The sequence below is a fragment of the candidate division WOR-3 bacterium genome, assembly GCA_016867815.1.
GTDB lineage: Bacteria > Hydrothermota > Tepidihabitantia > Tepidihabitantales > Tepidihabitantaceae > UBA2258.
In genome coordinates, this window is the sequence record VGIR01000023.1 from 15896 (window position 1) to 38388 (window position 22493).

The 22493-nt window shown below is 62.5% G+C and carries 21 protein-coding genes; 10 read left to right on the forward strand and 11 right to left on the reverse strand.

The genetic code is table 11. From position 1 onward, the window contains the following. Nucleotides 1-108: 108 nt before the first annotated feature. From FJY68_05210 to FJY68_05230, 5 genes are all read left to right on the forward strand, one after another. Nucleotides 109-1086, forward strand: a complete 978-nt coding sequence (locus FJY68_05210; protein MBM3331238.1) for an oxidoreductase — start codon at nt 109-111, stop codon at nt 1084-1086. After that, nucleotides 1083-2540 carry a Ni/Fe hydrogenase subunit alpha gene (locus tag FJY68_05215; protein MBM3331239.1) on the forward strand — a complete coding sequence of 486 codons (1458 nt, stop codon included), beginning with the start codon at nt 1083-1085 and terminating at the stop codon, nt 2538-2540. The genes FJY68_05210 and FJY68_05215 overlap by 4 nt, the downstream gene beginning before the upstream one ends. A gap of 38 nt (nt 2541-2578) precedes the next feature. Further along, nucleotides 2579-3466 (forward strand): glycosyltransferase family 2 protein, encoded by an 888-nt coding sequence (locus tag FJY68_05220; GenBank protein MBM3331240.1) that lies wholly within the window; start codon nt 2579-2581, stop codon nt 3464-3466. Continuing rightward, nucleotides 3400-4485 (forward strand): undecaprenyl/decaprenyl-phosphate alpha-N-acetylglucosaminyl 1-phosphate transferase, encoded by a 1086-nt coding sequence (locus FJY68_05225; protein ID MBM3331241.1) that lies wholly within the window; start codon nt 3400-3402, stop codon nt 4483-4485. Before FJY68_05220 ends, FJY68_05225 begins: the two co-directional genes overlap by 67 nt. A gap of 110 nt (nt 4486-4595) precedes the next feature. Next, nucleotides 4596-6719, forward strand: coding sequence for a hypothetical protein (locus tag FJY68_05230; protein MBM3331242.1), 2124 nt, complete (start codon nt 4596-4598; stop codon nt 6717-6719). Nucleotides 6720-7027: 308 nt separating this feature from the next. Here the strand turns inward: FJY68_05230 and speB are convergent, their stop codons facing one another. Continuing rightward, nucleotides 7028-7861, reverse strand: coding sequence for an agmatinase (speB, locus tag FJY68_05235; protein MBM3331243.1), 834 nt, complete (start codon nt 7859-7861; stop codon nt 7028-7030). Continuing rightward, complete coding sequence (locus FJY68_05240; protein MBM3331244.1) at nt 7794-9608, reverse strand: hypothetical protein; 1815 nt, start codon at nt 9606-9608, stop codon at nt 7794-7796. The genes speB and FJY68_05240 overlap by 68 nt, the downstream gene beginning before the upstream one ends. 134 nt (nt 9609-9742) lie before the next feature. Here FJY68_05240 and FJY68_05245 point away from each other — a divergent pair, with 134 nt between their 5' ends. The 5 genes from FJY68_05245 (at nt 9743) to FJY68_05265 (ending at nt 14883) form a co-directional block, all read left to right on the forward strand. Then, complete coding sequence (locus FJY68_05245) at nt 9743-10858, forward strand: hypothetical protein (GenBank protein MBM3331245.1); 1116 nt, start codon at nt 9743-9745, stop codon at nt 10856-10858. 80 nt (nt 10859-10938) lie between these two features. After that, nucleotides 10939-12060: a hypothetical protein gene (locus tag FJY68_05250; protein MBM3331246.1), complete on the forward strand. Its 1122-nt coding sequence runs from the start codon at nt 10939-10941 to the stop codon at nt 12058-12060. After that, on the forward strand, nt 12021-12944 hold the full coding sequence (locus FJY68_05255) for a PorV/PorQ family protein (GenBank protein ID MBM3331247.1): 924 nt from the start codon (nt 12021-12023) through the stop codon (nt 12942-12944). Before FJY68_05250 ends, FJY68_05255 begins: the two co-directional genes overlap by 40 nt. Before the next feature lie 53 nt (nt 12945-12997). Next, on the forward strand, nt 12998-13945 hold the full coding sequence (locus FJY68_05260; GenBank protein MBM3331248.1) for an acetyl-CoA carboxylase carboxyltransferase subunit alpha: 948 nt from the start codon (nt 12998-13000) through the stop codon (nt 13943-13945). A 32-nt stretch (nt 13946-13977) separates the two neighbouring features. Further along, nucleotides 13978-14883 (forward strand): GTPase Era, encoded by a 906-nt coding sequence (locus FJY68_05265; GenBank protein ID MBM3331249.1) that lies wholly within the window; start codon nt 13978-13980, stop codon nt 14881-14883. A gap of 220 nt (nt 14884-15103) precedes the next feature. Here FJY68_05265 and FJY68_05270 read toward each other — a convergent pair whose 3' ends face one another. The 9 genes from FJY68_05270 to FJY68_05310 form a co-directional block, all read right to left on the reverse strand. Continuing rightward, complete coding sequence (locus FJY68_05270; protein ID MBM3331250.1) at nt 15104-16441, reverse strand: PKD domain-containing protein; 1338 nt, start codon at nt 16439-16441, stop codon at nt 15104-15106. Nucleotides 16442-16704: 263 nt separating this feature from the next. Then, entirely contained in the window at nt 16705-17394 is a 690-nt protein-coding gene (locus FJY68_05275) for a toll/interleukin-1 receptor domain-containing protein (protein MBM3331251.1), read from the reverse strand. 15 nt (nt 17395-17409) lie between these two features. After that, nucleotides 17410-17817: a hypothetical protein gene (locus FJY68_05280; GenBank protein ID MBM3331252.1), complete on the reverse strand. Its 408-nt coding sequence runs from the start codon at nt 17815-17817 to the stop codon at nt 17410-17412. A gap of 38 nt (nt 17818-17855) precedes the next feature. Then, a complete protein-coding gene (locus FJY68_05285) occupies nt 17856-18239 on the reverse strand; it encodes a hypothetical protein (GenBank protein ID MBM3331253.1) in 384 nt (127 codons plus the stop codon). 30 nt (nt 18240-18269) lie between these two features. Beyond that, nucleotides 18270-19475 (reverse strand): hypothetical protein, encoded by a 1206-nt coding sequence (locus FJY68_05290; protein MBM3331254.1) that lies wholly within the window; start codon nt 19473-19475, stop codon nt 18270-18272. Between the two features lie 357 nt (nt 19476-19832). Further along, nucleotides 19833-20639 (reverse strand): hypothetical protein, encoded by an 807-nt coding sequence (locus FJY68_05295; GenBank protein MBM3331255.1) that lies wholly within the window; start codon nt 20637-20639, stop codon nt 19833-19835. Nucleotides 20640-20897: 258 nt separating this feature from the next. Next, nucleotides 20898-21137, reverse strand: a complete 240-nt coding sequence (locus FJY68_05300; GenBank protein ID MBM3331256.1) for a hypothetical protein — start codon at nt 21135-21137, stop codon at nt 20898-20900. A gap of 277 nt (nt 21138-21414) precedes the next feature. After that, nucleotides 21415-21795, reverse strand: a complete 381-nt coding sequence (locus FJY68_05305) for a type II toxin-antitoxin system RelE/ParE family toxin (GenBank protein ID MBM3331257.1) — start codon at nt 21793-21795, stop codon at nt 21415-21417. Further along, nucleotides 21792-22013, reverse strand: a complete 222-nt coding sequence (locus tag FJY68_05310) for an addiction module protein (protein MBM3331258.1) — start codon at nt 22011-22013, stop codon at nt 21792-21794. Before FJY68_05310 ends, FJY68_05305 begins: the two co-directional genes overlap by 4 nt. Nucleotides 22014-22493 lie beyond the last annotated feature (480 nt).

Below are 22493 nucleotides of genomic sequence, written 5' to 3' on the forward strand. Positions count from 1 at the left end.
TTGCTCCGTGACACGGTCGCAGTAGCTTCACGGGGAGTCATTGAGGGTGCTTGACTTTGAGAGCCGATTGTCTATGCTACGTTTTCTGGAACACCCCGGAGGACCCAATTGCCCGATAAGCTGAAGTTCGGTTTCTACTGGGCGGCCTCGTGCGGAGGCTGCGAGATCGCCGTTCTCGATACCAACGAGAAGATCCTCGACGTGATTGCGCGGGCCGACATCCTGCTTTGGCCCGTGGCCATCGACACTAAGTACTCGGACGTGAAGACTATGCCGGACCGTCACATGGACGTCTGTTTCTTCAACGGGTCGATCCGAAACTCGGAGCAGGAGGAGCTTGCCCACCTGCTGCGGAAGAAATCCAAAGTGATGATTGCGTTCGGTTCGTGCGCCCACCACGGCTGCATTCCCGGTCTCGCCAACCTCTCCGGCCGCGAGCAGATTCTCAAGCACGTCTACACTGCGGAACCGTCGGTCGTCAACCCAGATGGCACCAGGCCGCTGGTGCAGGGCAAGGTCCCGGAGGGCGACGTGACGCTGCCCGAGTTCTACGACAAAGTGTCCCCGCTGAAACACGTGGTCGATGTTGACTACTACCTGCCGGGATGCCCGCCCGCGGTGTCGGGAATTCTGGACGCGGTCACGGCCATCTTCCAGGGGACACTCCCGGCCAAAGGCAGCATACTCGCACCGGCCAAGGCATTGTGCGACGAATGCGACCGGAACCAGCATTTGGCGAAGAAGATGCCGGACGTCAAGAGGGTGTGGGAAGTCCAAGCCGACCCGGCAGTCTGCTTCCTCGAGCAGGGCATCGTTTGTATGGGGCCGGCGACCCGTGGCGGATGCGGCCAGCGGTGCATCAACGGCAACTGGCCGTGCACGGGTTGCATGGGGCCGACGCCTGATGTTTCAGACCAGGGCGGCAAGATGATCTCGGCGCTCGCGTCAGTGCTGAGAGTGGACGACGAGAAGAACATCGCCGGGCCGGAGACCGAGAAGCTGCTGGCCAAGGTCAAGGATCCGGTCGGCACGTTCTATATGTACGGTTTGGCCGACGCGACCATCGGCAGCCGGAGACAGAGGTGAGCACACGGATCACGATTGACCCGATTACCCGGCTTGAGGGTCACGGCAAGATAGAGATCTTCCTCGACGACAAGGGGGAGGTTGAGAACGCCTATCTGCAGGTGCCGGAGTTGCGCGGGTTCGAGCAGTTCTGCGTGGGCCGCAAGGCCGAGGACATGCCGCAACTAACCAGCCGCATCTGCGGCGTCTGCCCGGTTGCGCACCACTACGCCGGGGTGAAGGCGCTCGACGAAGCCTTCGGGGTCAAGCCTACCGAGACCGCGCTCAAGCTGCGCGAGTTGATCTACTGCGGCTACATTGTCTACGACCACGTTCTGCACTTCTACTTCCTGGGCGGGCCGGACTTCGTGGTCGGGCCGGACGCGCCCAAAGCGAAGCGGAACATCCTTGGTGTCATCGAGAAGGTCGGCGTGGACACGGCCAGGGAGGTCATCAAGCACCGGGCCTACGGCCAGCGGATAACCGAGATTCTCGGGGGCAAGCCGACCCATCCGGTGAGCGGCGTACCCGGCGGCCAGACCAAGGTGTTGACCGAGGAGGGCCGCAAAGAGATCGAGACGATGTCGAAGTCCTGCGTGGAATTCGCCAAGTTCACCCTGCAGATGTTCGAGGACGTAGTCCTGAAGAACCCGGCCTACATGGCGCTGATAACAAACCCGAAGCTCGGTCATGCGGTGTACAACATGGGCATGGTGGATGAGAAGAACCGGGTGGCTTTCTACGACGGGAAGGTCCGGGTCACCGACCAGAAGGGCAAGGAGTTCGTCAAGTTTGAGGGCCGCGACTACCTGGACCACATCGCCGAGCACGTGCTCGACTGGAGCTACGTCAAGGCCACCTACCTCAAGGCGATCGGCTACAGGGGCCTGGTTGACGGACCGGACTCGGGTCTCTACCGGGTCGGCCCGCTCGGCCGGCTCAACGTCGCCGACGGGATGGCAACGCCCGGAGCCGACGCGGCCTACCGGAAGCTGTTCGACACCTTCGGCACTAGGCCGGTCAACTCGACGCTGGCTTATCACTGGGCCAGATTGGTGGAACTGCTCTACGCCTCGGAACGGGCGCTGGAACTCGCGACCGACCCCGGGATAACCGGAACCGACATCCGGAACATGAAGTTCGACATGAAGGCCGAGGGCGTCGGCGTGGTCGAAGCAGCTCGCGGAACGCTTTTCCACCACTACCGTCTGACCGAGGACCGGATGATCGAGAAGGTGAACCTGATCGTCGCGACGACCAACAACAAGGGCCCGATCTGCATGTCCGTCCGCGAGGCGGCGAAGGAACTGATTCACAAGGGCAAAGTGGACGACGGGCTGCTCAACACGGTCGAGATGTTCTTCCGGGCCTACGATCCGTGCTTCGGGTGTGCTTCGCACGTGCTGGGTCGGCCCACGGTCGTGATTGACGTCCGGAACCAGTATGGTGATCTGGTACAGCAAATGGCCGGCTAGGTCTTGAAAAGGAGGGCAGCGGCCATAGACTGTCCTTGATGCCCCCCGACCTGACCGTTATCTTCATTAGCTACAACTCAGCCCGATTGCTGGAGCGCGCGCTGTCGACACTGCGTGATGCCGAGCCCCTGCTGCGGTTCGAGGTCCTCGTTGTGGACAACGGTTCACTCGACCGCGAGCGTCTCTTCTTGGTCTGCCGCGAGAATGGAGCCCGGCTGTTGGCCCTGAACCGGAACATGGGCATAGGGGCTGCAGCAAACAGAGGTCTCCGTTATGCCCGCGGCAGGTATGTGGCCGTGGGCAACCCCGATCTGGTCTTCACAGAGGGTGCAGTGTCTGCTCTCGTTCGTTTCATGGACATGCAGCGGGACGCGGGCGTGGTTTCTCCCCAGTTCGTCTACGCCGACGGCTGCATACAGCCCTCGGCGAGACGGCTTCCCAGAATGCGCTACATCTTCGCGGGGCGCAGGTCGCCGCTGGCACGCATCTCGTCGCACTTGGCGCCGTCAGCCGAGTTTCTCTACTCTGGAGCCGACATGAGCGCGAGCCCTGTGGCGGTCGAGGCCGTCATCGGCGCCTTCATGGTCTTCAGGCGGGAAGCGTTGGAGCAGGCAGGCGCCTTCGACGAACGTTACTTCATGTACGCCGAGGACATGGACATCTGCCGAAGGATCGGGAGGGACTGGAGGGTCTTTCTGCTACCAACTTCGCGCATTGTCCACCTCGTGGGCCAGACCCGCCGCCAGTTTGTCAAACTGTCCGAGTTCCACAGACTTCGATCCCACCGGTTGTTCTTCAGAGACGGAGCACTAGGCCTGAGAGCGATTGCGCTGGACGTCCTATTCTCGTACTACCTTGCATGTCAGCAGGCCGCGCGCCTAGTCGGAGTCAACGAGTTCGAGTACTCCTGGGCACAACACCGATGAACATCGTTGCTGTAGCGGTAGCCTTCGTGGTGGGAACAGCCGTCGTGCTCTTGGCTACGCCTCAGGTCATCAGGCTATCGCATCGGCTAGGCCTCTATGACCGGATTGACCACGGCAAGAGCCATCGCGGCCTGAAACCCCGGCTCGGCGGAGTGGCGATGTTTGTCGGTGCAGTCCTTGCCATGGCGGCCGGTCTGCTGATTGAGGGGCGCTACACCTTTGTGAAGGCTGTGATTTCGGGCGTGGGTTTCGGTCTTGTCTTCGTGGTTTCGCTTTGGGACGACATTCGTGGGCGCCCCTGGTGGTTGCGGCTAATCGTTCAGGCCATTGGTGCAACGGCCTTCGCATTGGTCACCGTGCGTCCGTTCGTGTGGTTCAGCGTCCCGTTCTTCGGTACTTTCTCACCCGGACTGTGGTCCTATCCAATCGCCGTCCTCTGGCTGATGATGACCACGAACGCTCTGAATCTCATAGATGGAACTGATGGTCTAGCGGCTGGTATCGCAGCCATCGCCGGTACCGTTCTTCTTGTGTCGGCCTGGAAGAACGGGTTGATGGGACCAGCGATGCTCGCGGCGGTCACGGTGGGGGTCTGCGTGGGGTTCCTTCCTTACAACCTGCCGCCAGCTCGGATCTTCATGGGAGACGCAGGAGCCACACTCCTTGGATTCACGCTCGGGGCCTCATCGTACACGGGAGGGGGAAAGAACGTCGGGTTCATGAGTCTGCTGATCCCGATTCTGGTTCTGGCGGTTCCGCTGTCTGACGTGGTTGGCGCAATCGTGCGTCGGTCCTCGCGCGGAGACAGCATCTTCGAAGCCGATCAGAGGCACATTCATCACGTTCTGCTGGCCACCGGGTTGGGTCCTCGAAGAACTCTGATCCTGCTCTATTCTGTGACGGCAGTGCTGGGTGCCACAGGGCTGGTCCTCGCTGGAGGGCCGAGGAATGTTGTGCTGCTTGTGGCGGTATCGGTCGGGCTTGGGGCTCTTTTCCTGATGCGGAGCCGCGGCGCTTGACTCTTGCGGGATTGACGTGGCGTTGAAGCGCGATACAATTCGGTGATCGCCATGTGGCCATACCCTCCAGGATTTCCGTTGACAGAACATGAGCGAAGCTTCTGAGTAGCATGTTCATACTGACGGCGCTTGCAGTTCTGCTGTCCGGGACCGCGCAGTGGCGGGCCTATACCAACACCAACTTCATCAACGACATGGTGGGGACCGACTCGGTGCTTTACCTTGCCAGCTACGGCGGAGTCGCCGCGCTCGACATCCGGCCTGGTCCGATGCTGCGGCGGACCTTCGTCAACACCGACGGACTGCCGACTATCCGGTGTCTCTGCATCGGCCGGGATGCGTCCGGCAACCTCTGGGTCGGGACCGACGGCGGTGGACTGACTGTGATTGAGCCGGGCAATGGGCGCGTCTGGCAGTACCGTCCAAGCGACATCGCGTTGAGAGTAAGGGCTCTGACCTTCGATGGGACCAGAGTGCTTTGCGGTTCTGACCAGGGCCTGTACATGATTGAGACCCGGGGCACGCTGCTCGACTTCGATGATGACAGCATCGTTCGATTCACCACGACACGGGTCCCGGAACTGCTCAGCGACCAGATACTCTGCATAGGGGCGTTTGACCAGTACTGGGTCGGCACCAACCGTGGAGTCGCGGCCGTGGACCGCAACTTCCAGACGTGGACGCCGTACCGCCAGCCATTCGGTGATTCGGTTCGGGCAGTTGCCGTGTGGCACGACAGCCTGCTCATTGCCACCGATTCCGGGCTGGCCATCCGGGAGAGCGCGGCTTTCCGTCCGGTCGTTGCTTTCGGGGAGCCGACCGCCGTCCACGACCTCGCTGTATCGGGAACGAGGATCTATATTGCGACTCAGGTCGGGCTCTATGAAGGAGACGAGGCCGACTCCGCCCGGTTCTCCGTAATCCTGAACGAAGACACCCGCGCCCTGCATTTTGCCGATGCCTTGTGGGTGGGGTGCGGTGGCAACGAACTGCAAGGGTCCGGTCTGCGCTATGCGTACTCGGGTCAGTCCTGGAACTCGTATCACAACAGCGGCATCTGGTCGGCGGCGATTTCCGATTGCGCAGTGGATTCGGCCGGTGGCATCTATCTTTGTCACTATGATGCGCCGATATCCGCGATCGATTCGACCGGCAGGGTTTCGCTGCACTGGGGCGTGCTGCCGCGTCCGTTCCAAGTGAGGGTCGATTCCAAGGGACGGGTCTGGCTCGCCCACTTCGCCAGTGACGGCGGTTTGTCGGTGTACGATCCCTCCTACGGTACTTGGCAGAAGGTGCAGTGGGGCGCATCGTCCAGTTGGAACATCATTGATGCATTCGGTCTGGACCAGAACGACACGAAGTGGGTGTTCAACGGTGGGGCTGCAGTGGTGGCGGTCGACTCCACTCTCCGACAGACGGAGTTCCAGATCCCGGGCCTGGGGCCTCCGCCGGGCGGCCTCTATGAGTTCGCGTTCGACTCGCGTGACCGTGTCTGGTTGGGGCTGAATGTCGGACTGGTGATGATCGACTACGCGCGGACGCTGAGCGACCGTTCCGACGATGCGTACGCGATTGTGTCCAGTGGGCTGCCGTCGGCCGAGGTCAGGTCGGTGGCAGTTGACGGTCAAGACAACGTCTGGGTCGCTACCTCGAGCGGTGCGGCGGTATGGGATGGCGCATCGTTTCAGGTCTTCTCGACGGTCAACAGCGGCATTGTTGCGAACAACGTCTACCGCGTCCGGGTAGATGCATCCGACCGGGTCTGGCTGCTGACCGAGGACGGGCTCTCGATCTACGACCAGGTAACCCGGAACTGGACGAGCTTCACACCCCAGAATAGCGGGCTGATTGCCAATCCGCAGGAAATCGTCGGGTTCTACTCGGCTATGGCGCTGAGCGACGAACTCGGACTGGGACTGATCGGGTCGCAGGGCGGGCTCTCGGTCTATGACTACGCGGTGGACCCGGAGAGCACTGCCGAACATCTCCGAGTCTACCCAAACCCGTGTGTTCTCGGTGTGCATACCGGTGTGGTGATTGACGAGCTTCCCTACGATGCGACCAAGGTAGAGGTGCGGACGCTTTCCGGACGGCCGGTAGCGGAGTTGCGGGTCGAGCGTGCCCGCCATCAGGCCGTCTGGCGGCCAAGTGGCCAAGCCAGCGGGCTCTACCTGCTGGTTGTGAGCACTCCGCGCGGGGTGCGGGTCGAGCGCGTGGCGCTGGTCAGACCTTAGGCCCGAACTGCAAGCTGACGGGTTGGACTATGGCCGGGCCGCCCGGTGGTAGGGCGCGGACTTATGCTTCGGTCTCTCCTCGGTCGGTTCTTCCATGCACGAATCGAAATAGCGGCACTGGGAGCAGCAGTCTTCGGACAGTTTGCTCTTGGCCCGGCAAAGCTCGTAGCCAGAGCAAGCACGACAACACATGGTTGGTGACCTCCTTGGTTAGGTGAAACGGGGAAAGGGGGAATGACGAAGTCAGGACTTGGTCATTGCCACTTGTGACTTCCTTGCTTTGCCCGTGAGGGGACATACTGGCCTGATTATTGCGTGGTGGAGAGCAGCAGGCAGAGCTCTCGGGTCAGCTCCGCTGCCGTGGCGGCGCCGGCTGAAGGCTGCATCGCTCTCGGGCAGACCTCGACCAGGTCGCAACCGACAACCCTGAGCCCGGCGAGACCGGCGAGAGACAGCGCGAGGTCGCGGTAGGAACATCCGCCGGGTTGGGGTGTCTGCACGTCCGGCATCGCGCCCGGGTCAAGCACATCAATGTCCAACGTCACATAGACTGGACGGTCCCCGATCGCGGAAAGCACTTGCTTGACCGGCGTCAGCACCTCGAATGGGAACACATTCCGTTCGGACATCTCAGCGGCATGGGAGAAGGATCTGATGCCGAGTTGGAAGAGCCGTTCCCTCGGGATTGTGTCCAGCACGCGCGCCATAGCGGTGGCATGGCATACACGCTCGCCCAGGAAATCCTGGCGCAGATCGGAATGAGCGTCATACTGGATCACGCACAGGTCAGGCAGTCCTCTGGCGAGTTCAGCTATGATGGGGGCGGTGATTGTGTGCTCGCCGCCAAGCGCGAGCTGTTTCGCCCCGCTTGCCGTACTCCGCCGGGTTGTTTCAGCAATGAGGTCCAGCGGAGCAGCGGGGGTCGGGAAAGTGAAGGCAAGGTTGCCGGCATCGTGGATATTGGTTCCCGAAATGTCACGTTTCTGGAAGGGGCTGAATGACTCGATGTTGTCCGCGGCCGCGCGTATGGCGTCCGGTCCGAACCGCGCACCGGGAACAAAAGAGCTGGTCCGGTCAAGCGGCATTCCGACAACGATAACGCTCGCGTCGGAAGCGCCCGCCGTCGCGTAGTATAGCGCCATGCGCCTGAGCCAGCTTACAGCTCTGCGCCTCGAAGTCAAGAGAGCGTGCCGAGTAAGGTGTCCAGTCTGCCCGCGCCAGGATGTATATCCGCTTGATCCCGGAGGGAAGCCATGTCTGCACTGCGTACGACTTGAGCGTTCGATACCCGGGGAGAACACCGAACGCAATCACATACTGATTGTCCTTGACCCACCAGGGACTACTGCCCGGCTTGCGGACATGGTTCTCTGAGTAGGTGTAGAGGCCGTTGAACTCGAACCCGCCATCGATTCTCTCCGCGGGTACCTCGAGGGTGCGCGTCAAATGCCTGATTGCCTGCCACCGTACCCGGTTCCAGGCCATGTAGTCGTGGACTGAGCTGACCGAGAACGCGGCGTATGCCAAAGTTGCCACCAGCGATCCCACTAGTGCCAGTCGGCCGGGAGGATGTTCTCGCAGCGCCAGAGTCGCAGGTGCAAGCAGTAGCGGCAGGTAGAAGACCATGTACCGGTCGAACTGGTGCACGAGCGAGAGCGATACAAGGTACAACCCGGCCAGCGAAAGACAGACGGTTGCGGATCGCGACGAGAGTGCGCTCTCTGTCGAACGTACGAGCATCTCGAGCAGGAGCGCACTACCAAGAAGGGTCAGGAGTCCGAGTACGGCCTTGGCAGCCGGGCTGCCGGAGAAGATGGCGAATTCAGGGGGGCGGGCCAAGGTGAATGGTCCCACACCGCGGTCGGAGAGGATGTTGCCCGGAAGCGTGACACGGCAGAAGTAAGCAATCCCGATCAGGACCGCCGACATCAACAGAAGCAGCAGGAGGCGTTTCGCGTGAGTGCGAGAGACGAACAGCAGGCCAAAAGGAAGGGTGAAGATGCCGAGATACATGCAGGTGATTAGGAGAGACCGGGCAGCTTGTCCGGCAATGCCTGATGGCCCAGTTGCGATGATGGCACGGATCTGAGTCCACTGAGCGAAGTAGCCCGTGGGAAGCCTACCGGTCCGAGCAAGCCACAGGGTGTACACGACATAGGCCACGATGGTGAGCAGGGATAGCCCTACGGAGAGCATGACTTCCCGTGCAGTGGCGCGGCCACGGCAAAGAGAGGAGATGCCGAAGGCAACCGGTATCAGCATGCCCGTCTGTCTCAGCAGCGTGGCCATGATTGCCACACACATGCCCAACCCGAGCAGGAAACGGTTTTCTCGGTCGGCGCCTCTAGACAGCAACAGGATTGAGCCGAGAGTCAAGGCAATGAACGGTATGTCGGTCATGAAAGTGTGAGAGAGGTTGAGGAACACGGGGCTGAACAACAGCAGAAGTGGGGCGAGCAGTGCGGGCAGAGGGCGCTCGCCTTCTGTAAGGCTCAGCAACAGCAGCAACAGCAAGGCGGCCAGCGAGAGAAAGAGCGTAGATACCCGCAAGGCCGTGAAGGAGAACCCGGCGGGGACTGTGAACAGTGCGCCCCACAGTACCTGTGTGAGCAGCGGCATCGAGGTCCAGTTTGCTAGCCGGTACTCGTGGTTCGAAACCAGGTTCCGGACTGCCTGGCCATACGACCAGTCATCGTTGAGTGGGAAGTCGCCCAGCGGGTTTGTCAGTACCACGACGGCCACGAAAAGGCATGAAAGAACAAGGGCAGAACGGGCGGGCTCGCCAAATCCGGGGCGCCTGATGTCGTGGACCTCGTTGCCGGATGCGCGAGTTGGCCGATGTCCGCCAGTCTCCGCACCGGCTTCACCCGAGGAAAACGGAGGCGACATTCCGGTGATGTTACGTGTCTTGTCAGAGCAAGTCAAATGCGCTACAGGCAGCAAGGTTGCTTGCGGACCTGGACCGTTGGTGGTTCGGCCGCACTGGATTGACTGGCGACCCTGCGGCAAGTAGGCTTCGCCCAGTGAGAATCGTGGTGTCGGCCGGAGAGGCCTCTGGTCGCGTGCTCCGCGACCTGTTCCGTTTGGTGATGGACGGGTTCGATCCTGCCTGCGAGGTTGTCTCCCTGCAAGAGTCGGCGGGGCTCGATCCGGTGCTGGGGTTCGCCGAGGGCATCCGCGCCTGGCCCAGGCTGCGCGGCGTCCTGAGTCGGGCCGAGGCGTCGGTCACCAGGCTGGCGCCGGATGCGGTGGTCCTGGTTTCATACTCCGGTCTGCACCTGCCTTTGGGCAGAAGGCTGAAACAAAGGGGAGTGCCGGTGCTCTATCTCGGGCCGCCTCAGGTCTGGGCGTGGGGTGGATGGCGCAAGCGGCAGCTCAGAATAGCGGCGGACAAGACGATATGCCTGTTCCGATTCGAAGAGGAGCTTCTTCGTCGGGCCGGCGTGGACGCGGTGTACTGCGGATATCCGCTGCTCGACGGAGTGGTCTCGAGACTGAACCGGGAACAGACGCTTGAGAAGCTGGGGTTCGGATCGGATGAGCGCTACGTTGTCTTCCTGCCCGGGTCGAGGCCGGCGGAAACCTCCCATCATCGACCCTTGTTTGCGGAGGTCCTGGCCGAGTTGCGGCGCGCAGCTGCGGGCGTGCGCGGGGTGGTGGTGACGATGGAGTCAGAAGCAGGCCCAGAGCCAGAACGGCGTGGCAAAGGGGCTGATGGCGGAATGGTGGTGTCCCGGGAGAACCGCTACGACGTCATGCGCCATGCCGACTGCGCCTGTGCAGTCTCTGGTACCGTAACTGCGGAGTTGGCGCTTCTCGGGGTGCCGATGGTAGTCTGCTACCACCTGCCGCGGTTGTCTCGCGTACTGGCGCGGGCATTGGTGCGTGCGCCGTACTTCGCCTTGCCCAACATCCTGTCTGGGACGCGACTGGTCTCCGAGAGCCTGGAGCCAAAGCCTGACGTTCTGGCGCGTGAGCTTGCGTTTCTGGTGCGCGACTCGGGTGAGCGGCGGCGTCAGTCTGAGGGCCTGGCGAAAGTGGCTGCTGAACTGGGGCCGCCGGGCGGCATGGCACGCGTCTGCGCCGTGGCCCGGGAATTGGCCCGTGCCGGTCGCGTGCAGGCCGACAGGGACAGTTAGTCTGTCAGGGTCATCGAGTGGTGTCCGGTCGGACCCGTCAGCTTGACTTCGCCTGAGCTTTGAATATCCTTGCTTAGCCTATGGCACATGCATACACGCCCGGTTTGAAAGTCACGGCCCGAACTTTGGTCAAGAAGCAGCGACGGCTGCCGCTGCCCGGCGAAACCCTGGTTGACAGAGGCCAGCAGGTGAAAGGCGACGACATCGTTGCCCGCACCGCCCTGCCCGGCAACGTGCAGACGGTGAACGTGGCCGGTCTTCTAGGCGTGCCGCCCGAGGACGTGCCGAGCCTGATGAGCAAGAAGGCAGGCGACGCCGTCGCCAAGGACGAGGTGATGGCCCTGTCCAAGGGTTTCTTCGGTCTGTTCAAGTCCGAGGTGAAGGCGCCGGTTGCCGGCACGGTCGAGAACGTCTCGTCCATCACCGGACAGGTCATCCTCCGCGAACCGCCTGAGCCAGTGCAGGTTGATGCCTACATCGAGGGCGTGGTTGGCGAAGTGATTCCGCGCGAGGGCGTGGTGGTCGAAACCGAGGCAAGCTTCGTGCAGGGTATTTTCGGCGTAGGCGGCGAGGTGCGGGGTGTCATCCGGATGATTGTCGACAAGCCCGAGGTCGTCGTGACCGCGGCCCTGATTCCAGACGACTGCAAGGGCCAGGTGCTTGTCGGCGGCTCTCTGGTCAAGTACGATGCGATTGAGCGGGCGGTGAAGCTCGGAGCCAAGGCAATCGTGGTCGGCGGGATAGAAGACTCGACCCTGCGCCAGTTCCTTGGGTACGACATCGGCGTGGCAATAACCGGGTCGGAGAAGAAGGGGCTGACCGTGGTGGCGACCGAAGGGTTTGGCGAAATGCGGATGGCGCAGCGGACCTTCGATCTTCTCAAGTCGCTCGTGGGCAGGATGGCCTCGGTCAACGGCGCGACCCAAATCAGGGCGGGCGTAATCAGGCCGGAGGTGATCGTGCCGAGTGACACCAACCTCGGTGAGGTCAAACAGAGCACGGCCGAGGGCGGCCTGGCACTTGGGATGCCCGTGCGTATCATCCGACAGCCCAATTTCGGCAAGATCGGCAAGGTGACCAACCTCCCGGTTGAACTGCAGACGATTGAGACCGAGGCCAAGGCCCGCGTGCTTGAGGTCGAACTGGAAGACGGCCAGCGGGTATTGCTGCCTCGAGCCAACGTCGAGATAATCGAGAGCTGAGCTTGCGCGTCCTGGTTTCCGTGGCCCTGGCTCTGGGCGTGTCCCTGGGCGCGTCTACCGGGTTTTCTTCGCTGAAGATTCTGCCGGGAGTCCGAGAAGCGGGTATGGCCGGTACCGGCGTTGCCTCGGCGTTCGGGCCGCAGGCTATTGCTCTCAATCCGGCTGCTGGAGCCACTATTGGAGACTTCGCGGCGACCGCGTCCTATGCGAAGTGGATACTTGATACGCGCCATCAGTCCCTTTTCGTGACGCGCAACTTCCGGGCACTGAGCATCGGTGCGGGCTTCGCCAGCTTCTCTGCCGGCCAGTTTGAGTATCGTGACAAGCCGACCGAGGAGCCCATCGGGACTTTCACACCGACTGACTTGACCGCCTACCTGAACCTGGCGAGATCGCTCGGCGACAAGGTGCAGGTGGGCCTAACCGCTCGCTACTTCTACACTCGGGTGTACAACCATGACGCTGCCGGCCTGGGTGTTGATGGCGGGGTCAGGGTAACGCCGGCAAAGGGCCTGACCCTGGGCGCCTCGGTTGTCGACTTCGGTAGGACCATGTACTACGTGCGTGAGGTGTTCTGGCTGCCCACGCGGGGCAGGCTGGGCGCGAGCTACGATTTCATTCCCTTTGAGCGCGGCCGGCTGACGGTGGCCGCCGACGGCTCGTACTTCTTCTATGGCCAGACACCCGGTGCGGCGGCAGGGCTGGAGTTCGCGTGGAACGAGGTCGTCGCACTGCGCGCCGGGTACGACTTTCTTTCCGAGGCGAATCACCTGGACTTTGGACTGGGCCTGCAGGCCGGCGTGTTTCGTTTCGACTACTCATACGCGCCGATGGGCTTCGGGCTGGGTGGCGCGCACCGGGTTTCGGTCGGAATCTCCCGCTAGCCGCCCCATGGCCCAGAGCGGGTTCGGAAGCGACCATGGTTTGGAGCTTTTCGATGGCTGAGGGTTGGCTCGACTTCGAACAACCGCTGGCTGAGCTGGTGACCCGGATGGAAGAGCTTGTCGCCATCGGCGCGAAGGATGAGGTCAAGCGCGTGCAGGAGCAGATAGACAAACAGAAGGCGAAGATATACGCCGACCTGACGCCCTGGCAGCGGGTCTTGCTCGCGCGCCATCCGCGGCGGCCCTACCCGCTGGACTACATCGAGCGCGTCGTGACGGATTTCACTGAACTGCACGGCGACCGGGCCTTTGCCGACGACCCGGCACTCGTCGCCGGTATCGGCCGAATTGACGGCATCGGCTTTGCTATCGTGGGCCAACAGAAGGGTCGCGACACCAAGGAGAAGCTGCGCCGCAACTTCGGCATGCCTCACCCGGAAGGGTACCGCAAAGCAATGCGCGTGATGGAACTGGCGGAGCGGTTCGGGCTTCCCATACTGGCGCTGGTGGATACGGCGGGTGCGTATCCGGGTGTCGGTGCGGAAGAGCGGGGGCAGGGCGAGGCGATAGCGCGGAACCTGCGGGATATGAGCATGCTCGAAGTGCCGATTGTAGTTGTCATCACCGGCGAAGGCGGATCCGGAGGGGCGCTGGCGATTGCGGTCGGCAACCGTGTGCTGATGCAGGAGAATGCAGTCTACTCGGTGATCACGCCGGAGGGCTGTGCTTCCATCCTCTGGCACGACGGCACAAAGGGCGACGAGGCGGCCAACTCGATGCGGATGACTGCGTGCGAGCTGAAGGATTTCGGGATCGTCGACGAAGTCGTACCTGAGCCGCTCGGGGGCGCCCACCAGGACTGGGATGAGGCGGCGCGGCTGCTCAAGAACGCGGTCATGGCCAACTACGGCGCCCTGGCAGGGCAATCCGGACCGGAGCTGGTAGCAGGCCGCGTCGCCCGGTTCGGTGCAATCGGCGCCTACGCTCCCGGGCCGGCTTGAACCGGCTTTCGCACCGGTCAAGACTAACTGCAGTGATCAATCCTGAACAGGCGAACGTCGGTTTCCGTTCCGGATACGTGGCCATTGTCGGTCTGCCGAACGTCGGGAAGTCCACGCTGCTCAACCGGCTGACCGGTACGCACCTCGCGGCGGTTGCCCCGAGACCCCAGACCACGCGGCACAGGATCCTCGGCATTCTGAATGGAGCCGGTTTCCAGGCGGTCTTTCTGGACACGCCAGGACTCCTTGAGCCCAGGTATGCGCTGCAAGAGCAGATGAGACACCAGATCGACATTGCCCTCCAGGATGCCGACCTCGTGATGCTTGTGCTCGATGCCGCACGGAGCGATCAAGATGCGACCTCATACACCCGACTTCTCGGCGGCCGGAAAGTGGTGGTGGTCCTGAACAAGGTGGATTTGGTCAGAGACAAGAAGGAGCTGCTGCCGACAGCGGAGCGGCTTGCCGACGCCGGATTCCCAGAGGTGTTCATGGTGTCGGCGCTCAAAGGCGGGGGAGTGGAGGACCTGAAGGCTGCCGTCGCCACGGGGCTGCCAGAGGGGCAGCCATTCTACCCGCCTGATTCCGTTGCCGACCGACCGGAAAAGTTCTTCGCGGCCGAACTGGTTCGTGAGGCGGTGTTCAACCTCTACGGCGCGGAGATACCATACTCAACCACCGTCGTGATAGACGAGTTCAAAGAGCGGCCCGGACGCAAGGACTACGTGCTCGCCACCATCTTTGTTGAGCGGGAATCACAGAAGGCGATAGTGATCGGCAGCGGCGGCAAGGCGTTGAAGCGGGTCGGGTCCCGGTCGCGCCGCGAGATCGAAGCTTTCATCGGCCGTCCCGTCTACCTCGAACTCCGCGTCAAGGTGGCCGAAGCCTGGCGCAAGGACGAGCGTTTCATCCGCGACAACATCTACGGGCGCGACTAGCCCGGCCGGTCCGATTCTCCAAGTCCATTGCTGTCCTGCCGTACGCTGCTGCGCGCGGCAACTGACTTGGACTATACGGAAGAGGGTACGCGTGTCGAATCGGGGGCGCAGCTGACTGCCGGCGGATAATCGTGTTTGCCTCAGCAACAAAGAGGACGCCGCTCGTTTGGACTTCGAGCGGCGTCCCCGGGTTTCTGCTAGGCGGGCTCGGCCCCGGCTCCTATTTACTCAGCCAGCGGAGTCCTCCTACTCGCTGGTAGCCGACCTGCAGTATGATCTGCGTTCCGGATATCTGCAGGACCTTGGCCTTGGCATAGTTGTCTTCGGCGCTCCAACCGATAGCCCCCCGGTCGAGCCAGAGGTAGTAGACGTTGTCCGCCTCGATCTCATTCTCGATCGCGTAGCCGGTCGTGTCGGCCAGCTTCGCGTCGGCGTACACCGTTGTCCCGGCATCAACCAGCGCGTTGCGCTTGGTGTTCCATCCATTCTTGCCCGGGTTCACGAGGAACATCTTGGGACTGTGGGTCACGTCGTCCGCGTAGTAGTCGAGTCTCGGGTAGTTGCCGGCGGCAAGTGAGTAGGCGACCGCCGTACCCGCGCTGTCGAACCCGAAAGCGGGGTAGTGGGAACTGACTGAGTCGCTCATGCCGTAGATGGTGAGGTTCGGGGTCTCGACCATGCCCACGGGTATCACTGCCGGGTCGCTCTTGATCGTACCTTTGACCGCTCTCACCTCAATGAGCGCCGCCGGGACGTTGACGTTGTAGCCCGTGTCCGTTGTCGTCTGGAATGAGCTGTCGATCTTGACCTCGTAGGACTGGGCGTCGGCGACCGGACGCCAGTTCAGGCGCAGCTTCGCTCCCTGTTCGAGCGGTTGAGTGGTGACTACGGGCTTGGCCGGGGGGGCGACAAAGATGATAGTCACCGCCAGCGACTCGGACCAAGACGACATCCGGTTGCGGACGTCCCTCGCTCGTACCTTGACGTTGTACGTGCCGGCCGTGTCAAAGACGTGGTCCTCGCTGAACACGGAGTCGCTCGCCACCGGGCCGCCCCAGACCCCGACTGTATCGCCCCAGTCGAACTGGAACCACACGCTGTCGCCTGTGGGATGGGTGGTCCTGGCTGAGAACCTCGCGACAACGCCGGTGGTGCAGGATGTCGGGCCGGTCGGCGCCAGCGGCAGGTTCGGCGGCAGGTACCCGATCGAAATCGTGACTCGCTCCGACCAGCCGGACTCAATCAGCTTCGAGTCGCGGGCTTTCACTTTCACGTTGTAGACGCCGGAATCAGCGAACTTGTGTGCCCGTCTTACCTCTTCTCCGCTCGCGTATCCCTCGTCCCAATCCTCATCGGTATCGTCGCCCCAGTCCACCATGTAGGCGAGGTATTGGTTCTCGGGATCGGTAGTCGAGAAGGTGAAGTACAGGGTCTTGGCCGGCTTTCCCTGAGTCGGGCCGCTCAGCTCCGGAGTCGCCGGCGGCTGGTTCTTCTCACAGCCGGCAAACAACGCCAGAACCAGACAGCACGCGACAGCCGCTACGATCACGCTCCGCATGTTTCCTCCCTTTGCGCGTTCATTGGCAGTCCGTCAGACCAATCCACGGGCGTCCGGCATCGAGCGGCCGGCCCGGGGATGGTGCTTGCACGCCTCGATTGTAAGTCCGTTTGCGCGGGTGTCAATAGGGAATAGAAACCGGGGTGTCCGACACCCCGGGAAAAGGGTGAGACCGGGCGACGTGCGCACCATAGTGTAGTCTCCGCACTCCGAGCCGCGGCCGGCGCTGGTGAGAGTGGAGAACGGTAGAGGCGGTCGCTCCGCTACGTCAGACGCGCTGGTCGCGGAAGGCGAAAGGAAGCCGGCGCCACCGGCGCTACGTTCGGGGCGGTGCGTTGGTGGACGGCGACCAGCAGGTCGTCATAGGCCACACTCCAGCCGTTGCGGTGGAAGTCGAAGTACGGTCGGGACGCGAGGAGGTCAGGCAGAGCGCAGTCGTCGATTCTCGCCGGCAGCACCCGCACGCGCCGTCCGCAGAAACTCCTCGTCATGATCACTCCCAGGTCGTGCGTGACCCAGCCTGACCCGACTGAGACGGTGGAGATAACGGGTACGATGCAGTCCACGGGCCGGACCGCCTGCGTTATGCGACTGACCAGGAGCACGCCCGCCGACATGTCGACGTCGTCAATCCAGGGAGTGATTCGGTCGTGGCGCAGCGCCGCGGTCAGCTTGCTGGCGAACTCATGGTCCGCGTAGTTGTACGGTATGACGACGTGGGGCTGGTAGCCCTCTGACTTGGTGAGATTCGGAGTGCGTGAGCGCAATTCCACCTCCCCGGAAGGGCGCCAATCAGCCGCATGAGGTCTGTTGGGACCCGGTCCGGCCAACCAGTGGCCTCGGCCGCGTAGTGCGCCATCTGCCGATCGACATTGGCCGCGGGCCGCCTCATTCACCGAGATGGTAACCGACCGGGCCGCGATGTCAAGCGGGCGGGCGGAGGTGGCCAGGATTCCCGGGACTCCCGTCTAGTGGACAACGCGCAGTACCGGCACGCCCAGGCTGTCATCCAGCAGCAGGAGCGTCCTGCCTGCCACGGTTACGTGCACAGGGTAGTCTATGCTGAACGTGGTGTCCGCGTCCCTGTCTTCCTCAATCCACCCCCAGAGCCAGAAGGCATACCCGTCGGGATAGTAGCCGAGAAAGAGGCTGTCCGAATCGTCCATGAAGTAGAAGACCTCCGTGCACTCGCAGAACTCCTGAGTCTGGCTGATTTCGATGCAGAGACTGTATCCGCTTTGGTTGGCCATGTAGACCGGGCAGGGCATCGGGTCCTGCGTGTGGCAATTGACGAGTGCCAGCGCGAGGAACGCTGTCCAGATAGGAAGCTTCGCCCTTCCAGTTTTCCGTAGCGACGGGTCCGTCCGGTTCCTCATCCCAGTCTCCTTTCGCACATCCTCGTCGCCGTCGGTGCCTACTGTATCACCCGCAGCACGGGATCGCCCAGGCTGTCATCCACGAAGAGGAAGGTCGTCTTTCTCAGAATCGTGATTGCCACGGGTACTCCTCCAAAGATGGATGTGTTGCTCGCCACGCGGCTATGGTCGGGTTGACCCTCGAGCCATAGTACCGTGCCTCGAGGGAAGTATCCGACAAACGCGCTGTCCTGCGGAATCAACAGGAAAGCCTGCCAGTCTGTTTCGAAAAGGCTGTCCTGAGCGACTTCCAGCAAAGGGGTGTGTGAACTGTGGTTCGTCACGTAGACCGGGCAGGGGTCGTTGTAGCGGCAACCGGCGAGGACCAGCGCCAGCAGCAGAGAGCAAATCCCGAGTCTCACCTGCATGGTGAGGCGCAGCATCCTGGCCATCCTCTCGTTCGTCTCTTCGGGCTAGATTGCCACCCGGAAGGCCAGGTCGGCTGACGCTGCGCCGCCGTCATCCTTGCCGTCCGGGCCGACGCTGTAGACCTCGAACCCGTCAGGCAGGACCTTGTAGAGATACGGTTTGCCGCTGAACCGGTCGACCGGCGCATTCGGGTCGATTGCGGCGAGGTCCGCCGGCAGCCGCCCGGTCTGCTTCTTGATTATGAGCGCCTTCAGGCCGATTGCCGCGACATCCCGCCAGGCAGTGGTCCGTTCCGACCGCTCATAGAACTTCGCGGTGTTGAATACGTAGATCCCGACGAACCGCCCCAGCAGGCCTTTCTGGGGAAGCTCAATAGCGGCGAGCCGCGCCTGTCCTTCATACCAGGGCTCGCGGACCACACCGAGCTGGCTGTGAACGGTCTCCAGGAAACGCGCCTGCCCGTACTTCCGGAGCGGCACCAAGAGGCGCACCAACAACGCGGGCAGACCACTCATCGTCGTCTGCCCGGCGGCGGCCGCAACGCCGGTAAACACCGCCTCGGCCTCGATCGAGCGATACTCCGCGGCCTTGAAGTCGAGCCGCGCGAACTCGGCAGCGAGCTGCTCGATTGCCGGCACCCCGGCTTTGGGCGCAATCGCCGCCGCGGCGGTGAAGACGCTATCCAGCTTGATCATGCTGACGAGGTGGTAGATGATGGGCGGCTCCGCAAAGGCATGCGCCAGCCGCGTCGAGGTCGCCAGCACCGCGAGAGCGGAATCCGGCTTGCCCCCGGCCGCGAGTTCGAGCGCGTCAACCCGGAGCAGGGTGCGGAACCCGCCGTACTGACGCAGTATCGGGCAGATCCGGGCGGCGAATCCGTCGCGGACGTTCATGCCGAAATCGGCCGGTCCCATGGCCGCTGCCTGCGCCACCAGGTCCAGCGCGGCCGACTTCTCCTTCAGCAACTCCGCGTTGGCGGGCCGGCCTGCTTCCCAGCCCAGGCTGTCGATCAGCTTCAGCCGTTCCAGGTCGCCGGTCGAGAGCAACGCGGCCGCGGAGCTGTATGCCCGGGCCGCGCTCTCGCTACCCGCGCTGAAAGCGGGGTCGATATCCTCGACCGTCACCGGGTGCCCGCCCGCCTTGAGGGCGGCCTCGGCCCGGGCGGCCCGCGCGCCGGCCCAACTGCCGGCCAGGACGTACGCGACCGCGAGAACGACGACGATGATGAGCGGAATCCGGAGCTTCCTCATCGGTCACCTCCACTACGATTGTTCGGTGTTTTACTGCCGGTCGGAACGCGAAACACGAGCCTGCGCCCGCGCGTAACCATGCACGATTATCCTCCCGCCTCCGCTCGTGTCAAGCCCCGCGCCGCAGGCCGTCGGCAGTCGATCCGTGACCGCTACCTGCTACCTTCCTAACTGCTAACTCGCTGCCGTTTGGGCTTGTGCTTGCGCCTGGGCTAGCTTGATGCTTGTGGCTGCGACTCTAGTCGCCTGCTCGGAATCCGAACCGTCGTGGTCGCGGGTGTATCCGGTATGCTCCTGTCCCTTCGGGCTGGAGATCGGGGGAGCGCCGCCGTTTCCTTGAGGCGGTCTGCCCGCCGCCTACTCCTTCAATCCCTGGTAGTACGAGACGAGCCGTTTCCGGCTGTCCAGTAGCGGCTTCAGGGCAACTTCGTCATCCGGGGCCGTCTCCGCGTCCCCGTATCCGAACGGGTCGTCCAGATCCCGGATGAGACGAATCATGTATATCATCATGAAGCTGACAAACGATACGAAGAAGATGCTCTCGTAGAAAGGGTCCATCTTGATGAAGATGAGGCCGACGATGAGCGTGAACGTGATGATCTCGGCGATGGTGTAGCCGGTTCCCAGAAAGGAAGTCTCCCGGATGCAGTGAATACGGTTTATCATCCGTCGGACCGCGTGCTGTTCCTGTTTCAGACGCACGATGAAGTTGGCTTGGGTCTGTCCCTCGAGGGCAAGGAAGTCATCGTTGAACGAGACCAGACTCGCCATCAACGCGCTGGTTCTTTCCTTCCTGTAAAACCAGTCAACCAGGGACTGGCTGAACTGCGCCAGCTTTTGCAGGAAGGCCTTTGCCTCCGGGCTCTTCCGGTGCTGATAGATGATCAACGCTTCATCGGCCATCGTTTCCAGGCTCGCGGACAGGTCGACGGGCAGCCTCTCGCTTTCCTTGTAGTCGGACAAGGTGCCGGACAGCAGAAAGCCGATGAGGAAAATGTTGGCGGAAATGATCGCCGTGAACAGCGAACTCAGGCCCAGGAACTCGAAGCCGAGATAGTGGGCGCCGAACTTCAGGATGACGACGGCCGCGACAAGAGGAAACGTGGCCAGCGCCAGCTTCCAACGGGAGGCTACGGGAATACGGTGGATGATCTTCTTGAACATCGCTAGGCGTTCCCCATGACTACCGGACAGGAGAGCTGCGGCCGGTCCGGGCGGCCGTGCGGCAGCGGCAGCGAGTCGAGTTCGTGGTCCATGGCCGGCTAGTATATGCGGATCGGACGACTAGTCAAAGGTAGAGGGCCGGTGGACTCAGGCAGAGCAGTCGTGTGAGCCTGTGCCTGCGCTGCGACGCTGGTCGCCTGCTCGGAGTCCGAACCGTCGCTGCACAGCCGCTAGCAGCCAAGTGCGGGTCGGAGGCGGCTACTTTCGCGGAGTCGGCTGTATCTGCGCTACAGCCTGTCGGAGACCGTCCAGCGACAGCGACAGGTGTTTCAACTCGGAGCCGATCTGCTCGAGAGAACCGATACCTCTCAGGAGGCAGTACCCGGCCGACGAGTTTGGCACTTCCTCATACATCATGCACTTCGTGGCTATGCAGGTGATATGTGGTGGTCCACCCATCAGCGGGCATATCCGGGCTTCGGGTCTGCGGTGCTTCATCGTGACTCTCCTTTCGTCTCGTCCACGGCTTCGCGTGCAGTCAGGGATATGATAGACTCGCGGGCAGACGTGTCAAATTGGCGGGGAATACCAGCTTCTGGCTCACGGCTGACAGCTTGCGGCTTGCGGCTTGGGCTAGCGGGCTACGCCCGCGCTGATCTGCAATGCCTCGTGGGAGCTTCCCGAAATGGGATGGCTGTTCCCGGTCCCCTTTCGGCTGCTGCCCAATCAGCAGGGCCTTACGTGGCGCGGCGGGGGAGGTCGGGTCGAGCGTGCCTCAGCGTTTGCGGGCGCGTCTGGTCGGGGTGGGTTTTCCGGCGGGGCGGTCGGACACCCGGAACTCGCTGCCCTGTCCCTCGTCTTCCGTACCGAGCCTGTCGATCCAGTAGCGCGGTCGGCGATGCAGGTGCGCCACTGCCACGACGACAATCGAGTCGGCGTCGATGCCGTATACGAGGCCATAGGGGAAGCGACTGAAGAGAGCCCTCCGCAGGCCCTGAGTCAACTCGGCGTTTGATTGCGGATGGGCACTGATGCGACGGACCACACGGTCCAGCTCATCCAGGAACTCGTAGCCAAGGCCGGGTGATTGACGTTCGTACCACGCGACGGCACCGTCGAGTTCCTGCCGCGCGACGGCCAGGAAGCGGATTGTCACTTGCGACGGTACTGGGCCATGGCCTCGGAGTAGGAGACGTGTTCGGCGCGGCCTTCGCGGTATGCCCGCCATCTGGCTCTCGCCTCGTCCGCCCATACTCGGTCCAGCTCCGGGTCAGGCCTGTCCAGTTCGACCAGGATGCTGTCGAGCACTTCGAGCTTCTCTGCGTCGGGCAAAGCTCTGATCTCTGCCAGAACGCTTCGTACACGTCGGGTCATCGTGTTCTCCTTGATACGGCTGTGAGTCATCATAGTCGGAGCGCAGTTGGTCGTCAAGGAATCTGCCCGGACGGCTCTTCGTCCGGCGGGGCGGGTCGTCGTCAGGGAAGGCCTCGTAGCAGGAATCGGATGTGGCGCGGCGAATGGGACGGGGACGAACGACCAGCCCCTCCTTGGTCTCGGCCTCAACCTCAGCCTTGACCTCAACCTCGCGGCGCAGTCGCGCTGCCTGCGCTTGCGCGAGCTTGATGCTTGCGGCTTGAAGTCCGCGGGCTACGCCCGCGCCAATCTGCAATGCCTCGTGGGAGCCTCCCGAAATAGGGTGACTGTGGGGCTGTTGAAAAACCCTCTTTTGATGCAACCATGTAAGTATGTCAGCCGTCTGAAGGTTGGATGCCACCGAAAGGAGCCCGACCTTGATTGGACATCAAGACCGCTGGCAAGAGGACCTGTTTGTAGCCTGTCCTCTACGCGACCTTG

Excerpts from the sequence above, each read along its gene's own strand:
- FJY68_05260 (MBM3331248.1), top strand. The coding sequence starts at position 12,998 with ATGGCTGAGGGTTGGCTCGACTTCGAACAACCGCTGGCTGAGCTGGTG.
- FJY68_05240 (MBM3331244.1), bottom strand. The coding sequence starts at position 9,608 with ATGTCGCCTCCGTTTTCCTCGGGTGAAGCCGGTGCGGAGACTGGCGGA.
- FJY68_05220 (MBM3331240.1), top strand. The coding sequence starts at position 2,579 with ATGCCCCCCGACCTGACCGTTATCTTCATTAGCTACAACTCAGCCCGA.
- FJY68_05270 (MBM3331250.1), bottom strand. The coding sequence starts at position 16,441 with ATGCGGAGCGTGATCGTAGCGGCTGTCGCGTGCTGTCTGGTTCTGGCG.
- FJY68_05295 (MBM3331255.1), bottom strand. The coding sequence starts at position 20,639 with ATGTTCAAGAAGATCATCCACCGTATTCCCGTAGCCTCCCGTTGGAAG.
- FJY68_05290 (MBM3331254.1), bottom strand. The coding sequence starts at position 19,475 with ATGAGGAAGCTCCGGATTCCGCTCATCATCGTCGTCGTTCTCGCGGTC.
- FJY68_05250 (MBM3331246.1), top strand. The coding sequence starts at position 10,939 with ATGGCACATGCATACACGCCCGGTTTGAAAGTCACGGCCCGAACTTTG.
- FJY68_05280 (MBM3331252.1), bottom strand. The coding sequence starts at position 17,817 with ATGAGGAACCGGACGGACCCGTCGCTACGGAAAACTGGAAGGGCGAAG.
- FJY68_05230 (MBM3331242.1), top strand. The coding sequence starts at position 4,596 with ATGTTCATACTGACGGCGCTTGCAGTTCTGCTGTCCGGGACCGCGCAG.
- FJY68_05225 (MBM3331241.1), top strand. The coding sequence starts at position 3,400 with ATGTCAGCAGGCCGCGCGCCTAGTCGGAGTCAACGAGTTCGAGTACTC.
- FJY68_05310 (MBM3331258.1), bottom strand. The coding sequence starts at position 22,013 with ATGACCCGACGTGTACGAAGCGTTCTGGCAGAGATCAGAGCTTTGCCC.
- FJY68_05300 (MBM3331256.1), bottom strand. The coding sequence starts at position 21,137 with ATGAAGCACCGCAGACCCGAAGCCCGGATATGCCCGCTGATGGGTGGA.
- FJY68_05285 (MBM3331253.1), bottom strand. The coding sequence starts at position 18,239 with ATGCTGCGCCTCACCATGCAGGTGAGACTCGGGATTTGCTCTCTGCTG.
- speB (MBM3331243.1), bottom strand. The coding sequence starts at position 7,861 with ATGGCGCTATACTACGCGACGGCGGGCGCTTCCGACGCGAGCGTTATC.